Origin of the sequence: Arthrobacter sp. ov407, assembly GCF_900102895.1 — a bacterium.
Lineage (GTDB): Bacteria > Actinomycetota > Actinomycetes > Actinomycetales > Micrococcaceae > Arthrobacter.
In genome coordinates this window covers 26,040-47,266 of the sequence record NZ_FNGD01000016.1, presented here as the reverse complement: position 1 = coordinate 47,266, position 21,227 = coordinate 26,040, and the positions used below count along the sequence as shown (strand labels likewise).

The following is a 21,227-nucleotide window of genomic DNA, read 5'->3' as shown; positions in this document are numbered from 1 at the left end:
CCGGGGACTGACTAAACTGGAGGCTGATTCCGCTTCAACACCAGGAGGAAAGTCCCTGTGAAGGTATTTGGACAGCGCAAACGTGCCGCAGCGGTCATCGCGGCGGCGGGCGCACTATTGGCCTTGGCCGCATGCACGCCTGCCGGCTCCGGGAGCCCTGCGGCGTCGTCGGCGTCGAACCCGGCCGCATCTGCGCAGTCCTCCACCACGGCTCCCCCCAGCCCTTCCGCGGAAGCCGGCACCTCGGCCACGGTCGGCGCCCTGGTTCCCGGCTTCCCGCAGAAGCTCCTGCCGCTCATGCCCGGGGCCAAGCTGGTGTCCAGCAGCATTGATAAAACCACCGCGCCGGCAACCGTGGCACTGGTCGGCAGCGCCACTGCCCCCGCCGCCAATGTCCTGGCCTTCTATACCAAGGCGCTGGAGGCACAGGGCTTCAAGGCAGTACCCGGTGAAACCGTGGGCGCCCTGCCTTCCAAGGACTTCCTTCGCGGGGACAACGAAACCGTAAACATCGCCGTCGTGCAGACAACAGGTGTGTCCACGTTCACGATAGGTGCGAACGTCGCTGCCGAGTCCGTCAAGTGAGTCTCGCTGAACAGCTGCGGCTCGAGCAGGCCGATTACGTGGCCGCCGTCGCCGGCAAGCTCACGGAGTTCCTGACCAGCCGCCAGGCCGTCATGTCTTCGATCTCCCAGGACATCGATCCGCTCATGGGCTCGATCTCAAACCTGGTCACGGGCGGAAAGCGCCTGCGGGCGCTCATGTGCTACTGGGGATGGCGTGGCGCCGGCGGGGAGGCCGGCGCGGCCGAGGTGGTCACGGCCGGCTCGGCCCTGGAGTTGTTCCAGGCCGCGGCCCTGATCCACGATGACATCATTGACCGCTCGGACACCCGCCGCGGCGGTCCCAGCGTCCACCGCCGGTTCATTGAACTGCACGAGGCCCAGGGCTGGGCGCTGGACAGCGAGCGGTTCGGCCACGCGGCAGCCATCCTGACCGGGGATCTCTGCCTGTCCTTCAGCGAGGAATCCTTCACCGAAATCGGACACCGCGCCGCCTCCGGCAGCCCGGCACGGCTGATCTTCAACCTGATGCGCGCCGAAGTGATGGCCGGACAGTACCTGGACATCCTCGAAGAGGTCGCCGGGCCCAGGCGGGACCGCGCCGGGGCAGTCAGCCGGGCCCAGTCGATCATCCGGTTCAAGTCGGCCAAGTACTCCACCGAACACCCGCTCGCTCTCGGCGGCGCCCTGGCCGGCGCCGGCGACGAGCTGCTGCGCGGCTATTCGGCCTTCGCCCTGCCGCTCGGCGAGGCGTTCCAGCTGCGGGACGATGTCCTTGGCGTCTTCGGCGACCCCGTCACCACGGGCAAACCTGCCGGGGACGATCTCCGTGAGGGCAAACGCACGGTCTTGGTGGCTTTCGCCCTGGACCAGGCCTCGGCGGCCGAATCAGAGTTCATCGACGCCAAGCTGGGCAGCCCCGATCTCAGCGACGCGGACATCGAGGAGATCCGGCGGATCATCGTGGACTGCGGTGCGCTCCAGGCCACCGAAGTTCTCATCGAGGAGTTCGGCAAGGCGGCCTTCGCCGCCCTGGACCTCCTGCCGCTCCAGGAGCTGCCCAAGACCGCGCTCCGCAGGCTGGCAGAGGCCACGGTCAGCCGCGCCGCCTAGTCCGGCCGTCCAGGCAAAGGTGCCCGGAAAAGCGGGCGGGCCGTGCACAGCTGCTTGCGCTGGACACGACCCGTAATGGCACGTCGTAGGGATGCTGCCGGCTCCTTGATGTTGCCGGAGTGCGCCTACCAGGCCAGCGACTGCGCCCTGCGGCGGATTTCGGTCTTGCGCCCTTCCCGAAGGGCGTCGATCGGCCGGCCGCGGAGGGACTCGTCCGGGGTGAAGAGCCAGTTGATCAGTTCCTCATCGGAGTACCCGGCGTCCGAGAGGACAACAATGGTGCCCTTCAGGCTCTCCACTGCATGCCCGTCCTGGATGAAAGCTGCAGGCACGGACCGGATGCGCCGGTCGCCGATTCTCACAGCCGCCAGCGCACGCTCGTCCAGCAGTGCATGGACCTTTGTAATAGATACGTTCAGAAGCTGTGCGACATCGGGCAGGGGCAGCCATTCGCCCACGAGGCTTTCTACATTACTCACGCATAAAGATTGCCACGGCGGGTGCCCCGCCGCCTAGTCGGCAGCCACAGAAATCATGGCCGCGACCACGGCCCATCCCGCCGCCGGAAGGCCGCCCAGGTTCACACGGGACTCCGCGGGGACGGCGTTTGGCCGACATTGCGCCGGAGACTGGTTTGCGGAATGTCAAACAGTTCTTGTACTAATTGCCAATTCATGAGACATTCACATAGATCACATTTGTAACAGAAATAACATTTGTCACACTGGTAACACCAGTTCTACCGGCCTGACCGCAGCGTTGCCGCTGAGAAGAGGATCTTTCCAATGACAACCTCACGTTCGCCACAGCTCCGTCCGGGGCGCAGCCTGCCGCTGATCGCGGCGACGACGGCGGCGCTTCCCGCCGTCGTGCTTTCTTCCCTGGCGATCGCCCAGCCTGCCGCCGCCGAATCGCGTGTGCGTTCGGTCCCGGCAACCCTCGCGGCGGCCATGCGTGCCCAGGCAACGGCGGACGCAACGACGTCCCAAAAGGCGGCACTGATCCCCGCCGCCTCCGTCCCGGCAACGCTGCCCAGCGCCATGCGGCCCGCGAAGTCCGCGGTTCCCGCCGTCTACACGATCGCCCGCGGCGACACCATCAGTTCCGTTGCCGGCCGCTATGGCCTGGACACCTTCGCCGTGCTGAAGCTGAACAACCTGAAGGCGAACACCCTCATCTACCCGGGGCAGAAGATCAAGCTCACGGGCTCGAAGCCGGCGCCGGCAGCCACTCCGGCCGCCCGGGCCTCTTCAACTTCCGCGGCTGTTACCAAAGCTGCCTCCAGCGCCGGCCGCGTCTACGTCGTGAAAGCAGGCGACACCCTGAGCGCCATCGCCACACGCCACGGCGTTGGGCTTTCCGAGGTCGTCAAGTGGAACGGGCTCGGCATGAGCTCGGTGATCTATCCCGGCCAGAAGGTCAAGGTCGGCGGCGGTTCCAGCAGCCCGGCTCCCGCCGCGACAAAGCCCGCGACAAATTCCGCACCGGCCAGCTCGGGCTCTTACACCATCAAGGCGGGCGATACGCTTTCCGGCATCGCAGCCCGCAACGGCGCAAGGCTCTCGGACGTCCTGTCGGCCAACCAGCTGACAATGTCGAGCATCATCTACCCGGGCCAGAAGCTCGTCATCCCCGGCGCGTCGACCATCGCACCGGCGTCGAGCAAGCCTGCTGCAACCACGCCCCTCGTGCCCAGCACGTTCCTCGGGTTCAGCTACCCGGCCGCGGTGGTCAGCTCGGCCAACCAGAACAAGGCGCTGCTCAACGCCGCTCCGGTACCCAGCCTTCAGCAGATGAAGTCGATCGTGGCGGATACGGCACGGCGCATGGGCGTAGATGCCAGCCTCGCCATGGCCTTTGCCTACCAGGAATCCGGCTTCAACCAGCGTGCCGTGTCACCGGCCAATGCGATTGGCACCATGCAGGTCATCCCGTCCTCCGGACAATGGGCCTCCGATCTCGTGGGCCGCAAACTGAACCTCCTGGATCCGTACGACAACGCCACGGCAGGCATCGCGATCATCCGCCAGTTGGTCCGCACGAGCCCTGATCTGGACACCGCGATCGCCGGCTACTACCAGGGCCAGTACTCGGTCAGCCAGAATGGCATGTTCGAAGACACCAAGGCGTACGTCGCCGCCATCAAGGCCAACCGGAGCCTGTTCCGCTAAATACAGACTCCAGCACAGGCTCCCTTGCAACGGAGCGTGAGCCTACGGGCCCGGATCGCATGTTGATTCGGGCCCGTTTCTGTCCAGCGACTACGATTGTAAGGTGCAAGATTACGTGTCGGACGCTCTCGTAGGGAACCTGGTGGACAACCGCTACCAGGTTCAATCCAGGCTTGCCCGCGGCGGGATGTCCACCGTGTACCTCGCCACGGACCAGCGGCTTGACCGGGATGTCGCGCTGAAGGTGCTCCACCCCCATCTGGCGGACGACCCGCAGTTCCTTGACCGGCTGGGGCGCGAAGCCAAGGCTGCCGCCCGGCTTTCGCACCCCCACGTGGTGGGCGTCCTGGACCAGGGCGAAGACGGCCGGCTCGCCTATCTGGTCATGGAGTACATCAAGGGCCACACGCTGCGGGACGTCCTCAATGACAAGGGCGCCCTGTCACCGCGGCTGGCCCTTGCGCTGATCGATCCGGTCGTCGAAGGGCTCGGCGCCGCGCACGCCGCCGGAATGATCCATCGGGACATCAAGCCGGAAAACGTCCTGATCGCCGACGACGGACGGATCAAGCTAGGCGACTTCGGCCTGGCACGCGCTATCTCGACGTCCACGAGCACCGGCGCCCTCATCGGGACTGTTGCCTACCTCTCCCCCGAACTTGTCCTGGGAAAACAGGCAGATGCCCGCAGCGACATCTATTCGGTGGGGATCATGCTCTACGAGATGATCACTGGCCGGCAGCCGTTCGACGGCGACGTGCCCATCCAGGTCGCCTACCAGCACGTCAATTCCACCGTGGAAGCTCCCTCCGTGGAGGTGCCCGGGCTGGCTACGGAAATCGACGAACTCGTCCAGTGGTGCACGGACCGGGACCCGGAAAAACGCCCCGTCGACGGGAGCGCACTGTTGTCCGAACTCCGGCACATCAGGACCAACCTCACGGACGCCGAACTCGACCTCCAGCCGCCGGCGGCTGTCCGCAGCCCGCTGCCGGCCGTGGCCGCCCCGCCGGGCTGGCCGCCCGGCCATACCGGCGCGGCGTCGGACGCGCACGACGCGCAGGACACCGCCTACGTGCAGCCGCCCACGGAATTGCAGACTGAGGTTTACGGCAGCCTTGCCCGGCCCACCGAGATGATCTCCCGCACCACCGCCAACCCGACCACCGTGATGTCCGGTACCCCGCGGCGTCCGGCCTACGGACCGTTGTCCGCTCCGGACGAGGCCGCCTACGACGGCGCCGCCGGGTATGACGATCCCACGGAATTTGCGATTGCCCCCAGCAAGCGCGCACAGCGCAAGCTGGACCGAGACGACGAGAAGGCGCGCCAGCGCGCGGCGGCCACGCCCACCAAGACACTGCACGAAGGGAACGCGCGACGCCGCGGGCTGTTGTGGATCGTACTGCTCGTGGTCGCGGCGCTGCTCGCCGCCGTCGCCGGCTGGTTCTTCGGCATGGGCCCGGGCTCGCCCGGAACGATCCCCCCGGTGGCGCACAAGACCGTTGCCGAGGCCCAGGATCTGCTGCGCACCGCCGGTTTCCAATCCACGGTCAAGGATGTCTTCAACGACGACATCAAGCCGGGCCTCGTGGTCGGCTCGGAGCCGAAGGCCGGCGAGGTCGTCCGCAAGTTCCTACCGGTGTCGCTTGCCGTTTCCAAAGGCCCGGAGCTGTTCCCGCTACCGGAACTCACCGGCAAGACCCTGGACGAGGCCAAGAAGGCCCTCAACGGCGCCAAAATGGCCCTGGGCCCGGTTACCGGAACGTTTGATGAGTCGGCGCCCGCCGGGACTGTCCTGGCTCAGGCGCCGCGCAGTGGGAACCCCGTGAGGCACGGCACGCCGGTGGGCCTGACGGTCTCGAAGGGCCCGCAGCCCATTCCCGTTCCAGATGTCCGAGGCCAGGAGCAGGGTGCCGCCGTCGATGCCCTCGAGGCCGCCGGGCTGAAGGCCGTGGTCTCCCCGGCGCGGGTCAACGACAAGAATGTACCCGAGGGCGCTGTGGTGGCGCAGGATCCTGCCTCCGGCAACCTGACCAAGGGCGGGACTGTGACCCTGACCATCTCGAAGGGCCCGAAGCTCGTCGAGGTACCCAGTTTCATCGGGAAACAGGCCAAGGAAGCCAAGGAAGCCCTCAAGAAGCTCGGATTCAAGGTCGAGATCGATGAGATCCTGGGCGGGTTCTTCGGAACAGTCCGCGACCAGTATCCGGTGGACACGTCCGTGCCGGAAGGCTCGACTATCACTCTGACTGTGGTCTGAGCGCACCAGGCTCAGGGCAGACCCACTCCAGATAAAAGTTCCGCCCGGCTGCATCAGCCGGGCGGAACTTTTTTATCAACCTGCTTGGTTGTCGATCAGTGCAACGGGTCAGCGCTTTGCGAGGGCACCGGCGACAAGGAACGCCATTTCGAGCGACTGCATGTGGTTCAGGCGCGGATCGCAGACCGACTCGTAGCGGTCCAGGAAGGCTTCCTGGTCGATCGGATCGGCTCCGCCGAGGCATTCGGCGACGTCGTCGCCCGTCATCTCCACGTGCAGTCCGCCGGGAACGGTGCCGAGCGAGTGGTGGACTTCGAAGAATCCGCGCACTTCGTCGATGACGTCGTCGAAATTGCGGGTCTTGTAGCCGTTGGGCGAGGTGACCGTGTTGCCGTGCATGGGGTCGGTGACCCACAGGACCTGGGCCCCGGAGGCCGTGACGCGTTCGACGATCGCCGGCAGTTTCTCGCGAATGTTGCCGGCACCCATACGGGTGATGAAGGTGAGCCGGCCGGGTTCCCGGTCCGGATCCAGCTTGTCGATCAGGCGCAGGGCGTCGTCGCCGCTCGTCGACGGGCCGAGCTTCACGCCGATCGGGTTGCGGACGCGGGCGAGGAAGTCAACGTGTGCTTGGTCCAGCTCGCGGGTGCGCTCCCCGATCCACAGGAAGTGTGCCGAGGTGTCGTAGGGCAGCCCGGTGCGCGAATCGATGCGGGTCAGGGCGCGCTCGTAGTCCAGCAGCAGGGCCTCGTGGCTGGCGTAGAACTCCACGCGCTTGAGTGCCTCGAAGTCGGCGCCGCAGGAGGACATGAACTTGATGGCGCGGTCGATGTCCCGGGCCAGGGACTCGTAGCGGGCGTGGGCCGGGTTTTCGGTGAAGCCCTTGTTCCACTGGTGCACCAGTCGCAGGTCCGCGAAGCCGCCCTGGGTGAAGGCGCGGATCAGGTTCAGCGTCGAGGCGGAGGTGTGATAGGCCTTCAGCATCCGGCCGGCGTCATGGGCGCGGGAAACGGGTGTGAAGTCGTAGCCGTTGACGATGTCGCCGCGGTAGGCCGGCAGCGTGACGCCGTCGCGCGTTTCATCGTTGGAGGAGCGGGGCTTGGCGAACTGGCCAGCCATGCGGCCCATCTTGATGACGGGCATGGCCGCACCGTAGGTGAGGACGACGGCCATCTGCAGGATGGTCCGGACGCGGGCGCTGATCCTGTCCGCCGTCGCCGCTTCGAAAGTCTCGGCGCAGTCGCCGCCCTGGAGCAGGAATGCCTTGCCCTGCGCGGCGGCGGCAAGCCGTTCACGAAGGATGTCCACTTCGCCGGCGAACACGAGGGGCGGGAGGACGGAGAGTTCCTTGACGGACGCCTCAAACACAGCCGGGTCCGACCAGGTGGGCTGCTGCGAGGCCGGGAGCTCCCGCCAGTTGTCCAGTCCGGGATAGTTGGCGGCTCCGCTCTGGGCAGTGCTGTTCAGCGGGGAAACTGGTTTCTCAGATAGCTCGGTCACCCTCTAAGGATAGTTGCCGCGTCGAGGTTCGGCGGCCCTGCCTGTCATTGACAGCTCCGTTGCCGTCACATGGCACCTGTAGCGCCAGTTAGGCAGTCCCGGGAGCCTCGGGGCCGTCTTCCGCGGCGGCAGTCGGCGCGCCGGGGTTCTGAACGTCGTCTGGTGTTATGTCCGGTGTTATGACTGGGGCTGTGTCGGGGGCCGCTTCCGGCACCGCACCGGGGCCCGCGGACGCTTTGTCCGGGGTTGCTTCCTGGGCTTTGCCCGCCAGGCGGAGCTTCACGACTGCAGCGTACTCGTCCACGTATTCCTGGCCGGACAGCCGCATGAGTTCATACATGATCTCGTCGGTCACCGAACGCTGGACCAGCCGGTCATCTTCCATCCCGTAGTAGCGGCTGAAGTCGAGCGGTTCGCCAAAGATCATGCCGATGCGACGGATATTGGGCACGCGCTTGCCGATCGGCTGGACTTTGTCCGTTCCGATCATCGCCACCGGAATGACCGGGACACGGGCCTGCAACGCCAGGCGGGCAACGCCCACCTTGCCGCGGTAGAGGCGCGCGTCGGGGCTGCGTGTCCCCTCGGGGTAGATGCCCATGAGCGAGCCGTTCCTGAGCACGTCCATGCCTGCGTTCAAGGACTGCGCGGACGCGGCTCCCCCGGACCGGTCCATGGGGAGCTGGTTGGTGAGCCGGAAGAAGGCCGCGGTCAGCTTGCCCTTGATCCCGGTGCCGGTAAAGTATTCGGATTTCGCCAGGAATACGACCGGCCGCGGCACCATGAGCGGCATGAAGATGGAATCCGAGAAGGAGAGGTGGTTCGAGGCCAGGATCGCGCCGCCCTCGGCCGGGACGTTGTCGAGGCCCTTGACCCAGGGTCGGAACAGCAGCTTCACTACCGGTCCCAGGACGAACGTCTTCATGAACCAATAAAACACTCGGTGACCTCTCCGGAAGGCGTCTGGCCGGCCGCCCGAATCGGGTCCGGCCCGGACTTCAATGGACACCTTACTCTAGTGAGTTTTGCCTCCAAGGGTGACACGATGGGCTCATGACTGAAAGCAGCACTTCCCCGGCGCCCGCCGCTTTCAGCTACCCCGGCCACGGCCCCAACGCCCGGACCGGCGTGGCCATCTGCCACGGCTTCACGGGCAGCCCGCACAGCGTCCTGCCGTGGGCCCATCACCTCGCCGCCCAGGGCTTCGCGGTATCAGTGCCACTTCTGCCCGGGCACGGCACCCACTGGCGGGACCTCGCCCGGCAAGGCTGGCAGGACTGGTACACGAGCTTTGAAACGGCGTACCTGGACCTGGCCGCCCGGACCAATGACTGCTACGTCGCAGGGCTGTCCATGGGCGGCACCATAGCGCTGCGCACAGCGGCCCGCCACAGCGTGGCCGGCGTCGCCGCCGTCAACCCCGGCCTGAGCTTCTATGACCGCAGGGTCAGGATCGTGGGACTGCTCAAGTACTTCCAGCGCACCACCACGCCGATTCAGGAGGAGAACTCCACGGCGGCCACCACCGACGACGGCGACTACTCCGTGACGCCGCTGGCCGCCGTCCACCAGCTGCGCCGGCTGTTCTCCGCAACCCTGCGCGACCTGCCGGCAGTCCAGGCTCCTACCCTTGTCTTCAAATCGGGGACCGACGCCGTGGTCCCGCCATCATCCCTCGCTCTGCTGCGCAGGAGACTCGGATCCCGGGATCTCACGGTGGTCCCACTCCCGCGCAGCGGGCACGTTGCCACCCTGGACGCCGATGCGCCGCTACTCTTTGAAGAATCAGTCCGCTTCTTCCTTCAGCATGCCCACGCCACCCACACACGGTCCACCATGCCGCCCACCGCCCCCTCGGAGACCCCATGAGCATCCTCCCGGACCACTCGCCGTTCAGCAGCCCGTTCACGGGAACCGGCCCCCGAACCGGCGTCGTGGTGTCCCACGGCTTCACCGGCAGCCCGCACGGTGTACGGGACTGGGCGTTGTCCCTGGCCAGTGCCGGGTTCGCCGTCCGGCTGCCCCTGCTGCCGGGGCACGCAACGAGCTGGCAGGAGCTGGCCAAGAACCGCTGGCAGGACTGGCACGCGGCCCTGGACGCGGCCTACCTGGAACTTGCGGAAGAATGCGACGTCGTGGTCATGGCGGGACTGTCCATGGGCGGCGCCCTGGCGTTGCGGATTGCGGCCACCCGCCCCGTGGCGGGGGTCGTGGTGGTCAACCCCGGCCTGGTCATTGATGATCCCCGCGCCCCGCTGGCCGGCATCCTAAAGTTTGTCCTCAAGAGCACCCCCGCGATAGCCAATGACATCCTCAAACCGGGCATGAATGAGGGTGCGTACCCGCGGACGCCCGTGGCCGCCGCGCACGAGCTCAACAAGATGTTCAAGGACACCGTACGGCTGCTGCCCCGCATTACGGCTCCTGTCCGGGTGTACCGTTCCGCAGTGGATCATGTGGTGTCTGAATCCAGCATGGTGGCCCTGCGCTGCGGGTTGACCCACGCCCCGCTCGAGGTGGTCCGGCTCGAAAACAGCTACCACGTGGCTACCATGGACAACGACGCGCCCGAGATCTTCCGTGGCACGGCCGAATTCGTCCGGTCCGTTGCATCGGCAGCCAGTCCGGGCGCCGCCCGCGCCAGCCGGAAGGACACGGCCAATGACTAAACCAGACCCCGACCTCCCGGATCCCGAGGCCCCGGACCCGGACCCCGCCGACGCCCGGTCCCCTCTCCCTGACGCTGACGCTGCCACTTCCGGCGCCCAGCACTCGGGCGCCACCCCGCCCCAGGAGTCCCAGCCCCCTCAGTCCCAGCCCCATGAGTCCCTGACCGGGGACGCACAGGCCGCCGACGACGACGCCGTCTGGCTCGATCTCGTCGCCAGGCTTGAAGGGGTGTGGGCAGACGGGGACGAGGCAGCTGGCGGCCCGGCCGGCGGAACCGACAGCGCCGCCGGCGCTGGCTCGGGTTCTGCCTTCCCGCCAGGCAGGACGTTCCGTGATTTTGATCCGCTGGGTCTCTCCGGCGCCGCGCCGATCGAGCTCTCCGCCAAGGAGCGGCTCGCCCCCGCCCCGGGGCAGCCGGCTGCGGGCAGCAACGAGATACCGGACACAACGCCCGGTCCCCGCGACTACGAGCCCGACGACGACGGCGCGTTCGTCCCGGAGGAGCCGCCGAGTCTGGCAGGGGCAGATCCGATGACTGTCCTCGCCTGGATTGGCGCGGTGGGCGGCCCGATTGCGCTCGTACTCTCGGCTATGTTTTGGCGCTCGGCCCCGCTGCTGGCGATCCTTGGCATGGTGGCCGCGTTCGCGGTCGCGGTGGTCTTCCTGATCATGAAGCTGCCGGGCGAGAAGGACGAGCACGACGACGGGGCACGCATCTAGTCCACCCGATCATCTAGTTCACCCGGGCATTTAGTCCACCGGATACTCCGGTGGTTACTCCATGGCCGGTTCGGTCGCGCTGCTACGTGTGCATGCGGCTGCTGACCCGGGAGAGGTCGGCGGCGCCGATCAGTCCGGCGTTGGGTCCAAGGGCTGCCAGTTCGATCTCCGCAGCGGGGCGGAAGCCGCGGCCGGTAAGGTTCCGCGCGAAGGCCTTCCGGGCCGGCGCGACGAGCAGTTCGCCGGCATCGCACAGTCCGCCGCCAATCACGAATTTTCCGGGGTCCAGGGCCGCTGCGAGGTTCGCCAGGCCAAGGCCCAGCCATTCCCCGACGTCCTCGAGGAGTTCCCGGGAGGTCGGGTCCCCGGCCTTGGCCAGCTCGGTGACGATCACGCCCGTGATGCGTCCTACGTCTCCGTCCACGGCCTTGAGCAGTTCCTGGGCAACCGGAGAATTCGCGGCGGCCAGTTCCCTGGCCTCGCGGCCGAGCGCATTTCCTGAGGCGTACTGTTCCCAGCAGCCGCGGTTGCCGCACTCGCAGCGGTGCCCGCCCGGCATGATGATCTGGTGGCCGAACTCCCCCGCCACCCCGAAGCGGCCGCGTTCCAGCCGTCCGTCCATCACCATGGCGCCGCCGATTCCGGTGCCCAGGGTGATGCAGACCAGACGGTTCTGTCCCTGTCCGGCGCCGAAGCGCCATTCCGCCCAGGCGGCAGCGTCGGCGTCGTTGGTCAGCAGGACCGGGCGGCGTAGCAGCAGCTGCAGGTTCTCGCGCAGCGGTTCATTGCGCCAGGCCAGGTGCGGGCTGAAAAGTACCGTGCCGCCGTCGAGGTCCATCCAGCCGGCGGCGCCGATTCCCACCGACCAGATCCGGTGCCCGGCGCCCAGTTCTTCGACCAGTTCGACAATGACCTGCTCCACGGCGCGCGGGTCGTTGCCGGGAGTGGAGCGTTTCGCCTGGCTGAGGATCCGGCCCTCGGCATCGACCACCCCGGCAGCAACCTTGGTTCCCCCGATGTCGACGCCGATCGCCAAGCCCTTGCGGCCCAGCCGCAGGTGTGAACGAATGTCGTGTCCGGCCGTGGCGGCCGCCGCTCCGGCCACGTTCCTGCTCCGCCAGGCGGCGGTCCGGCCGCGCAGGGCGGGCTGCCGGCGGGGTGTTGGTGTCTGCATGGTGCCCCATTCTATTCGCCGGGGCCGTCGCAGCCGCGAAGGCCCCGGCAGCATGACTTCCCCGGGCGGGTCGGCAGCACAACGCCGCGCCCGTGTCCGCAGCATCCCTGACTAGCGGAATGGCGGGCCCGACCGTAAAGTTACTGGCCAGTAGGTGTCGCAGAACACACCTTAGGGAGACCGCATACTAGGCTTAGCGGTACCCCTTGCGGGCCTATGGATACCTAAGGAGCTCTCGTGCGAGAAATCATTGTCCCGCCCCTGGTGAACGTCGATCCGGACACCAACGTCACAAACCTCGTGCTGCGTCAGGCGGCCAAGGCCTCCAACCCTGCGCTGTTCTCGCGGCTCGACGCGGCGGGCCAGTGGCAGGACGTCCGTGCCACGGATTTCCTGGCAGACGTCTCGGCCCTCGCCAAGGGCCTCATGGCCAGCGGTGTGGCCGCCGGCGACCGCGTTGGCATCATGTCCCGCACACGTTACGAATGGGCCCTGATCGACTTCGCCATCTGGTTCGCCGGCGCCGTCTCTGTCCCGATCTACGAGACCTCCTCCCCCTCGCAGGTGGCCTGGAACCTGGGCGACTCTGGCGCCGTGGCGGCGTTCGGCGAATCCGCGCACCACGAGGACATCATCCGGCAGGCCGCAACTTCCGAAGGGCTCACCGACCTGCGGCATGTCTGGCAGCTTGAGGGCGACCGCCTGGACGAGGTCCGTGCGGCGGGAGCCGGCATCAGCGACGCCGAGCTCGAAGCGCGGCGCGGACAGGCGTCCCTGAACGATATCGCCACGATCATCTACACCTCAGGAACCACCGGGCGGCCCAAGGGCTGCGAGCTGACCCACGGCAATTTCGTGGAACTGTCCGAGAACGTCCTGGTCACGTCGCTGGGCAGGATCGTGCATGAGCAGGCCAGGACCATCATGTTCCTACCCCTGGCCCACGTCTTCGCACGCTTCATTTCGGTGCTGGCCGTCGCAGCCGGCGTCACGGTGGCGCACACACCGGATATCAAGAACCTGCTGCCGGATCTGCAGAGCTACAAACCGACCTTCATCCTCGCCGTCCCGCGCGTCTTCGAAAAGGTCTACAACTCCGCCATGACCAAGGCCGAGGACGGCGGCAAGGGCGCCATTTTCCACCGCGCCGCGGACACCGCCATCGAATTCTCCCGGGCCCGCCAAGCCGGCAAGGTGGGGCTCGTGCTGAGGCTCAAGCACTCCTTGTTCGACAAGCTCGTGTACAGCAAGCTTCGGGCGGCCATGGGCGGGAACGTCTCCCATGCCGTTTCCGGCGGCGGCCCGCTCGGTGAACGGCTGGGCCACTTCTTCCAGGGCATCGGCATGCAGATCCTGGAAGGGTACGGGCTGACCGAAACCACGGCCCCGGTCACGGTCAACACCCCGGACTTGATCAAGATCGGCACCGTCGGCGCCCCGATTCCCGGCAACTCCGTCAGGATCGCGGACGACGGCGAGATCCTCGCCAAGGGCGTGTGCGTCATGCCCCGCTACTACAAGCGCGATGACCTGTCCGCCGCGACCTTCGACGACGACGGCTGGTTCCGCACGGGCGACATCGGACAGCTGGACGAGGCGGGGTTCCTGACCATCACCGGGCGCAAGAAGGAAATCATCGTCACCGCGGGGGGCAAGAACGTGGTCCCGGCCCTGCTGGAGGACCAGATCCGGGCGGACGCGCTTGTCTCGCAGGTGCTCGTGGTGGGCGACAACCGCCCGTTCATCGGCGCCCTTGTGACCCTGGACGAGGAAGCCCTCCCCGGCTGGCTGGGCCGCCACGGGCTCCCGGCCTCGACCTCGCTCGCCGAGGCTGCCGAGAATCCGGCGGTCAAGGCCGCCGTCCAGGAACTCATCAACCACGCCAACCAGACGGTTTCCCAGGCCGAGGCGATCAAGTCCTTCCGGATCGTGCCTGCCGACTTCACCGAGGCCTCCGGCCACCTGACCCCCTCAATGAAGGTCAAGCGGGCGCAGGTGCTCAAAGACTTCGAGAACGTGATCGAGGAAATGTACAGCGCCAAGCGTCCCACGCTCGCGTAGGCGACGGATTCCCCGCACCAGCAAAACCTGCACCAGCAAAAGGGTCCTTCCAGCTTTCGGCTGGAAGGACCCTTTTGGGTTGCTACGGGCTGTTGGGGTGCTGCACTGCCGCTATTCGACGACGAGCAGCAGGTCCCCGCCCTGGACCTGTTCGATCGAGCCGACGGCGAGGCGCGCCACGGTGCCGGCCACCGGCGTCGTGATGGATGCTTCCATCTTCATGGCCTCGATGGTGGCCACCGTGTCTCCGGCCTTGACCGTGTCCCCGGCCTTGACGGTCAGCGTGACGGCACCGGCGAACGGTGAGGCCACCTGGCCCGGCTGGGAGGCGTCGGCGCGTTCGGCGGCCTTGACGTTGCTCACCACTGAACGGTCACGGACCACCACAGGCCGGGACTGGCCGTTGAGCGTGCACATGACTGTGCGCATGCCCTTCTCGTCCGGCTCGGACACGGCCTCGAGCGAGGCGATCAGGCGGACGCCCTTCTCGAGCTCGATCTCGTGCTCCGCGCCGCGCTGCAGCCCGAAGAGGTAATCGCGCGTGTCCAGCACCGAAAGGTTGCCGTAGGACTCGACGCTCTTCTGGTAGTCCTTGGTGGGACCGGCGAAGAGCAGCCGGTTGAGGGTGCGCCGACGGGTCTTGGAATCGCCGTTGAGCGCAGCGCTGTCCTCGGTGCTGAGCTCAACGTCGCGGACCTTGACGGTCCGGCCCTGCAGCGCCTTGGTCCGGAAGGGCTCAGGCCAGCCGCCGGGCGGGTCGCCGAGTTCGCCGGAGAGGAAGCCGATCACGGAATCCGGGACGTCGTACTTCTGCGGGTTTTCGTTGAAGTCCGCGGGATCGGCGTTGAGGCCCACCAGGTGCAGGGCGAGGTCGCCCACCACCTTGGACGACGGCGTCACCTTCACCAGGCGTCCGAGGATGCGGTCCGCCGCGGTGTACATGTCCTCGATGGCCTCGAAGCGTTCGCCCAGGCCCAGCGCCATCGCCTGCTGACGCAGGTTGGACAGCTGCCCGCCCGGAATCTCGTGCTGGTAGACACGGCCCGTGGGCCCCGGCAGACCGGACTCGAACGGCGCGTAGACCCGGCGGACGGCTTCCCAGTAGGGCTCGAGGGCACAGACGTTCGCGAGGCTGAGGCCGGTGTCGCGCGGCGTGTGGGCCAGCGCGGCGACGAGGGCCGAGGCCGAGGGCTGGCTGGTGGTTCCGGCCAGGGAGGCCGACGCCACGTCCACGGCATCCACGCCGGCATCCACGGCCGCGAGGAGGGTGGCCAGCTGGCCGCCTGCGGTGTCGTGGGTGTGCAGGTGGACGGGGAGGTCGAACCGCTCCCGCAGCGCCGAGACGAGCCGTGCCGCGGCAGCCGGACGCAGCAGCCCGGCCATGTCCTTGATCGCGAGGATGTGCGCCCCGGCGTCGACGATCTTCTGCGCCAGCCCCAGGTAGTAGTCCAGCGTGTAGAGCGTTTCCTCCGGATCCAGCATGTCCGCGGTGTAGCAGAGGGCGACCTCGGCGACGGCGGTACCGGTCTCGCGGACGGCCCGGATGGCCGGGGCCATCTGGTTGACGTCGTTGAGGGCATCGAAGATGCGGAAGATGTCGATGCCCGTGGCGGCGGCCTCGTTGACGAACGCCACCGTGACCTCTTCCGGGTAGGGCGTGTAGCCGACGGTGTTGCGGCCGCGGAGCAGCATCTGCAGGCACAGGTTCGGCATCGCCTTGCGCAGGGCAGCAAGCCGGTCCCACGGGTCTTCGCCGAGGAAGCGAAGGGCGACGTCGTAGGTCGCCCCACCCCAGGCCTCGACCGACAGCAGCTCCGGGAGCAGCTTGGACTCGGCCGGACCGGCTGCCACGAGGTCGCGGGTGCGCACACGGGTGGCGAGCAGGGACTGGTGCGCGTCGCGGAAGGTGGTGTCCGTGACGGCCACGGCGTCCTGCGCGCGCAGGGCCCGGGCAAATCCTTCCGGGCCGAGCTCCAGGAGCCGCTGGCGGGACCCCGGCCGGGCCTCGGCGTCGTCGAGGGCTGGAAGCTTGTCGGCCGGGTCCGTGTGGACCTTAAGTTCGCCGTTGGGCTTGTTGACAGTGACTTCGGCAAGCCAGGTCAACAGCTTGGTGCCGCGGTCTGCGGAGACCCGCGCCTTCAGCAGCTCGGGCCGTTCGTCAATGAACGAGGTGGCCACATCCCCTGCGACGAAGTCGGCATCGTCCAGGACTGCCTGCAGGAAGGAGATGTTGGTGGACACGCCGCGGATGCGGAACTCGGCGAGGGCGCGGCGGGCCCGGGCCACGGCGGCCGGGTAGTCGCGGCCGCGGCAGGTCAGCTTGACCAGCATGGAGTCGAAGTGCGGGCTGATCTCCGCGCCGGAGTAGACGGTGCCGCCGTCGAGCCGGACACCGGCGCCGCCGGCCGAGCGGTAGCCGGTGATCTTGCCGACGTCGGGCCGGAAACCGTTGGCCGGGTCTTCCGTGGTGATGCGGCACTGCAGGGCAGCGCCCTTGAGCTGGACGCTCTCCTGCGACAGGCCAAGGTCCGCGAGCGTCTCACCGGCGGCGATGCGCAGCTGCGCCTGGACGAGGTCGACGTCGGTGACTTCCTCGGTGACGGTGTGCTCGACCTGGATGCGCGGGTTCATTTCAATGAACACGTGCTGGCCGGCGCGCTCCCCCACCGTGTCGACAAGGAATTCGACAGTGCCGGCGTTGACGTAGTTCAGCGCCTTCGCGAACTTCACGGCGTCGCGGTAGAGCGCCTGCCGGATGCCTTCGTCGAGGTTCGGGGCCGGTGCAATCTCGATGACCTTCTGGTGGCGGCGCTGGATGGAGCAGTCACGCTCGAAGAGGTGCATGATGTTGCCCTGGGCATCGGCCAGGATCTGGACCTCGATGTGCCGCGGGCGCAGGACGGCCTGCTCGAGGAACATGGTGGGATCCCCGAACGCTGCGTCCGCTTCGCGCATGGCGGCCTGCAGGGCCTCCGGGAGCGCTTCGCGGGTGTCCACGCGGCGCATGCCGCGGCCGCCGCCACCGGCGACGGCCTTGGCGAAGATCGGGAAGCCGATCTCATCAGCGGCGGCGATCAGCTCGTCCATGTCCTTCGACGGCTGGCTGGACTTGAGCACCGGGACACCGGCCTTGCGGGCGGCCTCGAGTGCGGCAACCTTGTTGCCCGCGAGTTCCAGGACCTCCGCCGGCGGCCCAACGAACGTGATGCCGGCCGCCTTCGCGGCCCGCGCCAGGCGCGGGTTCTCGGAGAGGAAGCCATAGCCGGGGTAGATGGCATCCGCCCCGGACTCCTTGGCTACCCGCACCACCTCGTCAACGTCCAGGTACGCCCGGACCGGGTGTCCCTCCTCGCCGATCAGATACGCCTCATCGGCCTTCTGGCGGTGAATCGAGTTGCGGTCCTCGTGGGGAAACACAGCGACAGTCTTGGCACCCAGCTCGTAGCTCGCGCGGAACGCGCGAATCGCGATTTCGCCGCGGTTGGCCACCAGAATCTTAGAAAACATGCTTCTCCTGCATCATCGCGGGCGTATCGGTAAGTGCTCACAGTGTCTAGGACCTGTGCTGGCAAACACAAATCATTGTGGCCACTGTCACAGCATTATCCGTCACGGACGCCGCGATGGGCAGGGCCCCGGCCATGGAGCTTTCCCCGTCTGCCCGGTTCGCGAGGTTCTGGCGCCCCGGGGCCGGATGAAACGGGTTTCGGCGGAGCATCAACATATGATGAGTGGGTGGGTGGCGCATGCACGCCCCGGCTCCGAAGAACGCAGGAGCCGGCACGACCCCGTCTCGGCAACCGGCGTTAGGTATTGGTTTTTCAAGTGCAAGTAGTGAGCATCAGCAGCCTCAAAGGCGGTGTCGGCAAGACATCCGTGACCACCGGACTGGCGTCAGCGGCCTTGGCCGCCGGCATCCCCACCCTCGTCGTCGACCTTGACCCGCACGCTGACGCCAGCACCGCCCTCGGCGTGAGCCCGGACGATCAGCTCGATATCGGGCGGATGCTGAGGTCGCCCCGGCGGGCGCATCTGGCGGACAACGTGGTTCCCAGCGGCTGGGTGGAACACGCCAGAATCAACGGCCGCGCCAACGGCAACGCCAACCGCACAAGACAGTCCGGCGCTGCAACCTCGGTCCTCGACGTAGCCGTCGGCTCTGCCTACACCGGTATCTACGACCGGCCCGACCTGGGCCGCCGCGACCTCCGCCGGCTCTCCACTGTGCTGGCCGGTGCCACGAACTATGAGCTCGTCCTGGTCGATTGTCCCCCGTCGCTGAACGGCCTAACCCGGATGGCGTGGTCCGCAAGCGACAAGGTGACCCTGGTGGCCGAGCCCGGGCTCTTCTCGGTGGCCGGCACGGAACGCACCATGCGCGCCATCCAGCTGTTCCGGCAGGAATTCGCCCCCAATTTGTCCCCCGCCGGCATTGTGGCCAACCGGGTGCGCAGCGGCTCGGCCGAGCACACCTTCCGGCTCTCGGAGATGGAGTCCATGTTCGGCCAGCTGCTGCTGAGCCCGCACATCCCGGAACAGGCCAACTGGCAGCAGATCCAGGGCGCGGCCCACTCCATCCACCACTGGCCCGGAGACTCAGCCAAGAATGCGGCCGGGCTCTTCGATGCCCTGCTGCAGAATCTGCTGCATCCCAACGGCGTGGCCCCGGCCGGCACCGTCCGCAACCGCAGCCTGCGTTAGATAGGACTGCCAACCAGGGGCTGCCCGGCACCAACCGCCCAACGCTCAACGAACTGAGGCCGCCTTCCCTGTCCGGGAGGCGGCCTCAGTCTTGTCTGTAACGGTGTGCGCTAGCCGATCTTGCGGGCCGCGCGGCGCTTGCTCAGTTCGTCGTCCGGAAAGGACTGGTCCGCGGCGTGTTCGCTGGGAAGGGCTGCGAGGCTTCCTTCAACTTCGCGCCACACACGGCCGACGGCGATGCCGAACACCCCCTGGCCGCCCTGGACGAGATCGATCACTTCATCCGCGGAGGTGCACTCGTAGACGCTCGCACCGTCGCTCATGAGCGTGATCTGCGCGAGGTCTTCGACGCCGCGCTCCCGCAGGTGCTCCACGGCGGTGCGGATCTGCTGCAGGGAGACGCCGGTGTCCAGGAGCCGTTTGACCACCTTGAGGACCAGGATGTCGCGGAAGCCGTAGAGCCGCTGCGAGCCGGAGCCGGCTGCGCCGCGGACGGCGGGCTCAACCAGACCGGTGCGTGCCCAGTAGTCGAGTTGGCGGTAGGTGATGCCAGCCGCCTTGCAGGCGGTGGGGCCGCGGTAGCCCGCGTCTTCGTCCAGAACGGGAAGATCCTCGGTGAACAGCAGGCCTTGGGCACCGCTGGCGGGCACAGCAACGCCGGCCGTTGCGGTCTGCTTCAGCTCGCCTGCTTCGCCTTTCGGACTCACGTGGACCCTCCTTGTCGTGGGTTCCCCTGGGTAATTTGCATCGGCAGCAATATATGTGAACAGCTACATGACACAGGATGATGATTTCATCCGTGTAATTCAGCCGGGGGTGCACTTTCCAGTGTGACTTGCGCGGCTACCGTATGCAATGGGAACTTGTACCTCCGACGTTAGGCCTGCTGGGGCCCAAGGTCAAAGACGTTGGGGCTATTCGGCGGGCGTGTCGAAAGTTTCATCCTCGACTTTAACGTTTGGAGCCGCCACAGCTGTCCCGGGCGTTTCAGGAACCTCGGCAGTCACAGGCGCACCAACAGCTCCGGCAGCCTCCTCGGCCCCGGTCGCCATGGGGCACTTCAGCCGCCGAAGTCTTCGGGTTCGACGTCGTCGAGGAACTCGCGGAAGCGCCGCAGTTCGCGTTCCTCGTCCACGGCGGGTTCGGGATGCGTGTCCTCGCCCTCGTCGTGTTCAGTGATCCGGACGCCGGCCTCGTCCATGACGGCGTCGGCACACCAGATCCGGCACTTGGCGCGCAGGGCAAGCGCCAAGGCATCCGAGGCCCGGGAGCTGACGGTGGTTCCGTTCTCGAACTGCAGCTGACCGTAAAAGATGTTGTCTTCCACCGCGACGATGTTGACGCTGACGATCGTGTGGCCCAGGGCCTCGACAACGTCCACCAGAAGGTCGTGGGTCATCGGCCGGGGCGGGATGACTCCCTGCTGGGCCAGGGCGATGGCGCTGGCTTCCGGAGTCCCGATCCAGATCGGCACGTGCCGCTCACCATGGATTTCCTTGAGCAGGACAAGCGGCTGGTTGGACGGCAACTCAATCCGCACGCCGACAATCTCCACCTCAATCATCAGATGTCCATCCTTGAGATGCGGTCGTGGACCAGCGCCTGGTGCAGGGACAGGCAGAGGTCGCTGATTTCCCGGGCAGCCTCGGCGGCGCGGGCGTGGGAGGCCGCGTCCTTGCGAGACGTCAGCGTGGCCACGGCGCGTTCCACGAGCCCGAATTCGCGGTCGGCGGCTGCCTGGAACGGCCGCAGGTGGCGGGGCTCCAGGCCATGGCTCTCTAGCTGGACGCAAGCACGCGCCACCTGCAGGGCGTGTTCGTCAAACTTGCCGTTGATGTGCCCGATCAGGCCGTAGCTCAAGAGCGACTCCAGCAGCGGGACGCTGGCCCCGGATTCAGCGCGGAGCTGCTCCTCGCTGAGCCGCCGCGCACGGCTCTGCAGCTCGGTGGCGAGCTCCTCGGAAACGATCCGTGGCGAGACCGTGACGCCTGCCGGCAGGTTTTCCGGTCGTTCGCCCCGGTCGATCGCGTCAAGGTAGTCCTTGATGACCTTTAGCGGCAGGTACTGGTCACGCTGGAGGGCCAGCACAAAGCGCAGCCGTTCGACGTCGTTCTCGGAATACTGCCGGTAGCCGGCAGGGGTCCGCTGCGGGTTGATGAGTCCCTTTTCCTCAAGGAACCGGATTTTTGACGCCGTCATGCTGGGAAAGTCGTCGCTCAATTGAGCCAGGACTTCCCCGATGTTCAGAACCTGGGGTCCGCGCCGATCCGCTTGTGCCGTGGCCACAGGCA

Annotated in this window: 17 protein-coding genes; 9 read left to right on the top strand and 8 right to left on the bottom strand. The window is 67.1% G+C overall.

Features of this window, described 5'->3' with window-relative positions:
- The first annotated feature begins 57 nt into the window (after nt 1-57).
- Both BLS42_RS17805 and BLS42_RS17800 read left to right on the top strand, forming a co-directional pair.
- Nucleotides 58-585 (top strand): hypothetical protein, encoded by a 528-nt coding sequence (locus tag BLS42_RS17805; RefSeq protein WP_090583570.1) that lies wholly within the window; start codon nt 58-60, stop codon nt 583-585.
- Nucleotides 582-1,676 carry a polyprenyl synthetase family protein gene (locus tag BLS42_RS17800; RefSeq protein WP_090583569.1) on the top strand — a complete coding sequence of 365 codons (1,095 nt, stop codon included), beginning with the start codon at nt 582-584 and terminating at the stop codon, nt 1,674-1,676. Before BLS42_RS17805 ends, BLS42_RS17800 begins: the two co-directional genes overlap by 4 nt.
- A gap of 125 nt (nt 1,677-1,801) precedes the next feature.
- On the opposite strand, the gene BLS42_RS17795 is transcribed toward BLS42_RS17800, so the two are convergent.
- Complete coding sequence (locus BLS42_RS17795) at nt 1,802-2,155, bottom strand: Rv2175c family DNA-binding protein (RefSeq protein WP_026538795.1); 354 nt, start codon at nt 2,153-2,155, stop codon at nt 1,802-1,804.
- Nucleotides 2,156-2,461: 306 nt separating this feature from the next.
- Here BLS42_RS17795 and BLS42_RS17790 point away from each other — a divergent pair, with 306 nt between their 5' ends.
- Nucleotides 2,462-3,847, top strand: a complete 1,386-nt coding sequence (locus BLS42_RS17790) for a lytic transglycosylase domain-containing protein (protein ID WP_090583568.1) — start codon at nt 2,462-2,464, stop codon at nt 3,845-3,847.
- Nucleotides 3,848-3,950: 103 nt separating this feature from the next.
- Complete coding sequence (locus BLS42_RS17785) at nt 3,951-6,110, top strand: Stk1 family PASTA domain-containing Ser/Thr kinase (RefSeq protein ID WP_090583567.1); 2,160 nt, start codon at nt 3,951-3,953, stop codon at nt 6,108-6,110.
- A gap of 108 nt (nt 6,111-6,218) precedes the next feature.
- On the opposite strand, the gene BLS42_RS17780 is transcribed toward BLS42_RS17785, so the two are convergent.
- Together BLS42_RS17780 and BLS42_RS17775 are read right to left on the bottom strand one after the other, a co-directional pair.
- On the bottom strand, nt 6,219-7,610 hold the full coding sequence (locus BLS42_RS17780; protein WP_090583566.1) for a class II 3-deoxy-7-phosphoheptulonate synthase: 1,392 nt from the start codon (nt 7,608-7,610) through the stop codon (nt 6,219-6,221).
- A gap of 88 nt (nt 7,611-7,698) precedes the next feature.
- Nucleotides 7,699-8,550 carry a lysophospholipid acyltransferase family protein gene (locus tag BLS42_RS17775; protein WP_090583564.1) on the bottom strand — a complete coding sequence of 284 codons (852 nt, stop codon included), beginning with the start codon at nt 8,548-8,550 and terminating at the stop codon, nt 7,699-7,701.
- 113 nt (nt 8,551-8,663) lie between these two features.
- On the opposite strand from BLS42_RS17775, the gene BLS42_RS17770 reads away from it, so the two are divergent.
- From BLS42_RS17770 to BLS42_RS17760, 3 genes are read left to right on the top strand one after another with little or no spacing between them, the layout of a single operon-like run.
- On the top strand, nt 8,664-9,479 hold the full coding sequence (locus tag BLS42_RS17770) for an alpha/beta hydrolase (protein ID WP_090583563.1): 816 nt from the start codon (nt 8,664-8,666) through the stop codon (nt 9,477-9,479).
- The gene (locus tag BLS42_RS17765) at nt 9,476-10,279 is read left to right on the top strand and encodes an alpha/beta hydrolase (protein WP_090583562.1); all 804 of its coding nucleotides are present in this window, start codon (nt 9,476-9,478) and stop codon (nt 10,277-10,279) included. Before BLS42_RS17770 ends, BLS42_RS17765 begins: the two co-directional genes overlap by 4 nt.
- Nucleotides 10,272-11,000, top strand: coding sequence for a hypothetical protein (locus tag BLS42_RS17760; RefSeq protein WP_371129612.1), 729 nt, complete (start codon nt 10,272-10,274; stop codon nt 10,998-11,000). The genes BLS42_RS17765 and BLS42_RS17760 overlap by 8 nt, the downstream gene beginning before the upstream one ends.
- Nucleotides 11,001-11,082: 82 nt before the next feature.
- Here the strand turns inward: BLS42_RS17760 and BLS42_RS17755 are convergent, their stop codons facing one another.
- Nucleotides 11,083-12,174 carry an ROK family glucokinase gene (locus BLS42_RS17755; protein ID WP_090583561.1) on the bottom strand — a complete coding sequence of 364 codons (1,092 nt, stop codon included), beginning with the start codon at nt 12,172-12,174 and terminating at the stop codon, nt 11,083-11,085.
- 237 nt (nt 12,175-12,411) lie between these two features.
- Here BLS42_RS17755 and BLS42_RS17750 point away from each other — a divergent pair, with 237 nt between their 5' ends.
- Entirely contained in the window at nt 12,412-14,235 is a 1,824-nt protein-coding gene (locus BLS42_RS17750) for an AMP-dependent synthetase/ligase (RefSeq protein ID WP_090583560.1), read from the top strand.
- A 111-nt stretch (nt 14,236-14,346) separates the two neighbouring features.
- Here the strand turns inward: BLS42_RS17750 and BLS42_RS17745 are convergent, their stop codons facing one another.
- The gene (locus BLS42_RS17745) at nt 14,347-17,742 is read right to left on the bottom strand and encodes a pyruvate carboxylase (protein ID WP_090583559.1); all 3,396 of its coding nucleotides are present in this window, start codon (nt 17,740-17,742) and stop codon (nt 14,347-14,349) included.
- Between the two features lie 318 nt (nt 17,743-18,060).
- Between BLS42_RS17745 and BLS42_RS17740 the strand changes: the two genes are divergently transcribed.
- Nucleotides 18,061-18,936, top strand: a complete 876-nt coding sequence (locus tag BLS42_RS17740; protein WP_090583558.1) for a ParA family protein — start codon at nt 18,061-18,063, stop codon at nt 18,934-18,936.
- 110 nt (nt 18,937-19,046) lie between these two features.
- Here the strand turns inward: BLS42_RS17740 and BLS42_RS17735 are convergent, their stop codons facing one another.
- From BLS42_RS17735 to BLS42_RS17725, 3 genes are all read right to left on the bottom strand, one after another.
- Entirely contained in the window at nt 19,047-19,643 is a 597-nt protein-coding gene (locus tag BLS42_RS17735) for a MerR family transcriptional regulator (protein WP_090583557.1), read from the bottom strand.
- Between the two features lie 353 nt (nt 19,644-19,996).
- Nucleotides 19,997-20,500, bottom strand: a complete 504-nt coding sequence (locus tag BLS42_RS17730; RefSeq protein WP_090583555.1) for a bifunctional nuclease family protein — start codon at nt 20,498-20,500, stop codon at nt 19,997-19,999.
- The gene (locus tag BLS42_RS17725; RefSeq protein ID WP_090583547.1) at nt 20,500-21,222 is read right to left on the bottom strand and encodes a transcriptional regulator FtsR; all 723 of its coding nucleotides are present in this window, start codon (nt 21,220-21,222) and stop codon (nt 20,500-20,502) included. Before BLS42_RS17725 ends, BLS42_RS17730 begins: the two co-directional genes overlap by 1 nt.
- Between the last annotated feature and the right edge of the window lie 5 nt (nt 21,223-21,227).

Coding starts and splice junctions, on each gene's coding strand:
- BLS42_RS17765 (WP_090583562.1), top strand. CDS start 9,476: ATGAGCATCCTCCCGGACCACTCGCCGTTCAGCAGCCCGTTCACGGGA.
- BLS42_RS17730 (WP_090583555.1), bottom strand. CDS start 20,500: ATGATTGAGGTGGAGATTGTCGGCGTGCGGATTGAGTTGCCGTCCAAC.
- BLS42_RS17790 (WP_090583568.1), top strand. CDS start 2,462: ATGACAACCTCACGTTCGCCACAGCTCCGTCCGGGGCGCAGCCTGCCG.
- BLS42_RS17745 (WP_090583559.1), bottom strand. CDS start 17,742: ATGTTTTCTAAGATTCTGGTGGCCAACCGCGGCGAAATCGCGATTCGC.
- BLS42_RS17760 (WP_371129612.1), top strand. CDS start 10,272: ATGACTAAACCAGACCCCGACCTCCCGGATCCCGAGGCCCCGGACCCG.
- BLS42_RS17755 (WP_090583561.1), bottom strand. CDS start 12,174: ATGCAGACACCAACACCCCGCCGGCAGCCCGCCCTGCGCGGCCGGACC.
- BLS42_RS17770 (WP_090583563.1), top strand. CDS start 8,664: ATGACTGAAAGCAGCACTTCCCCGGCGCCCGCCGCTTTCAGCTACCCC.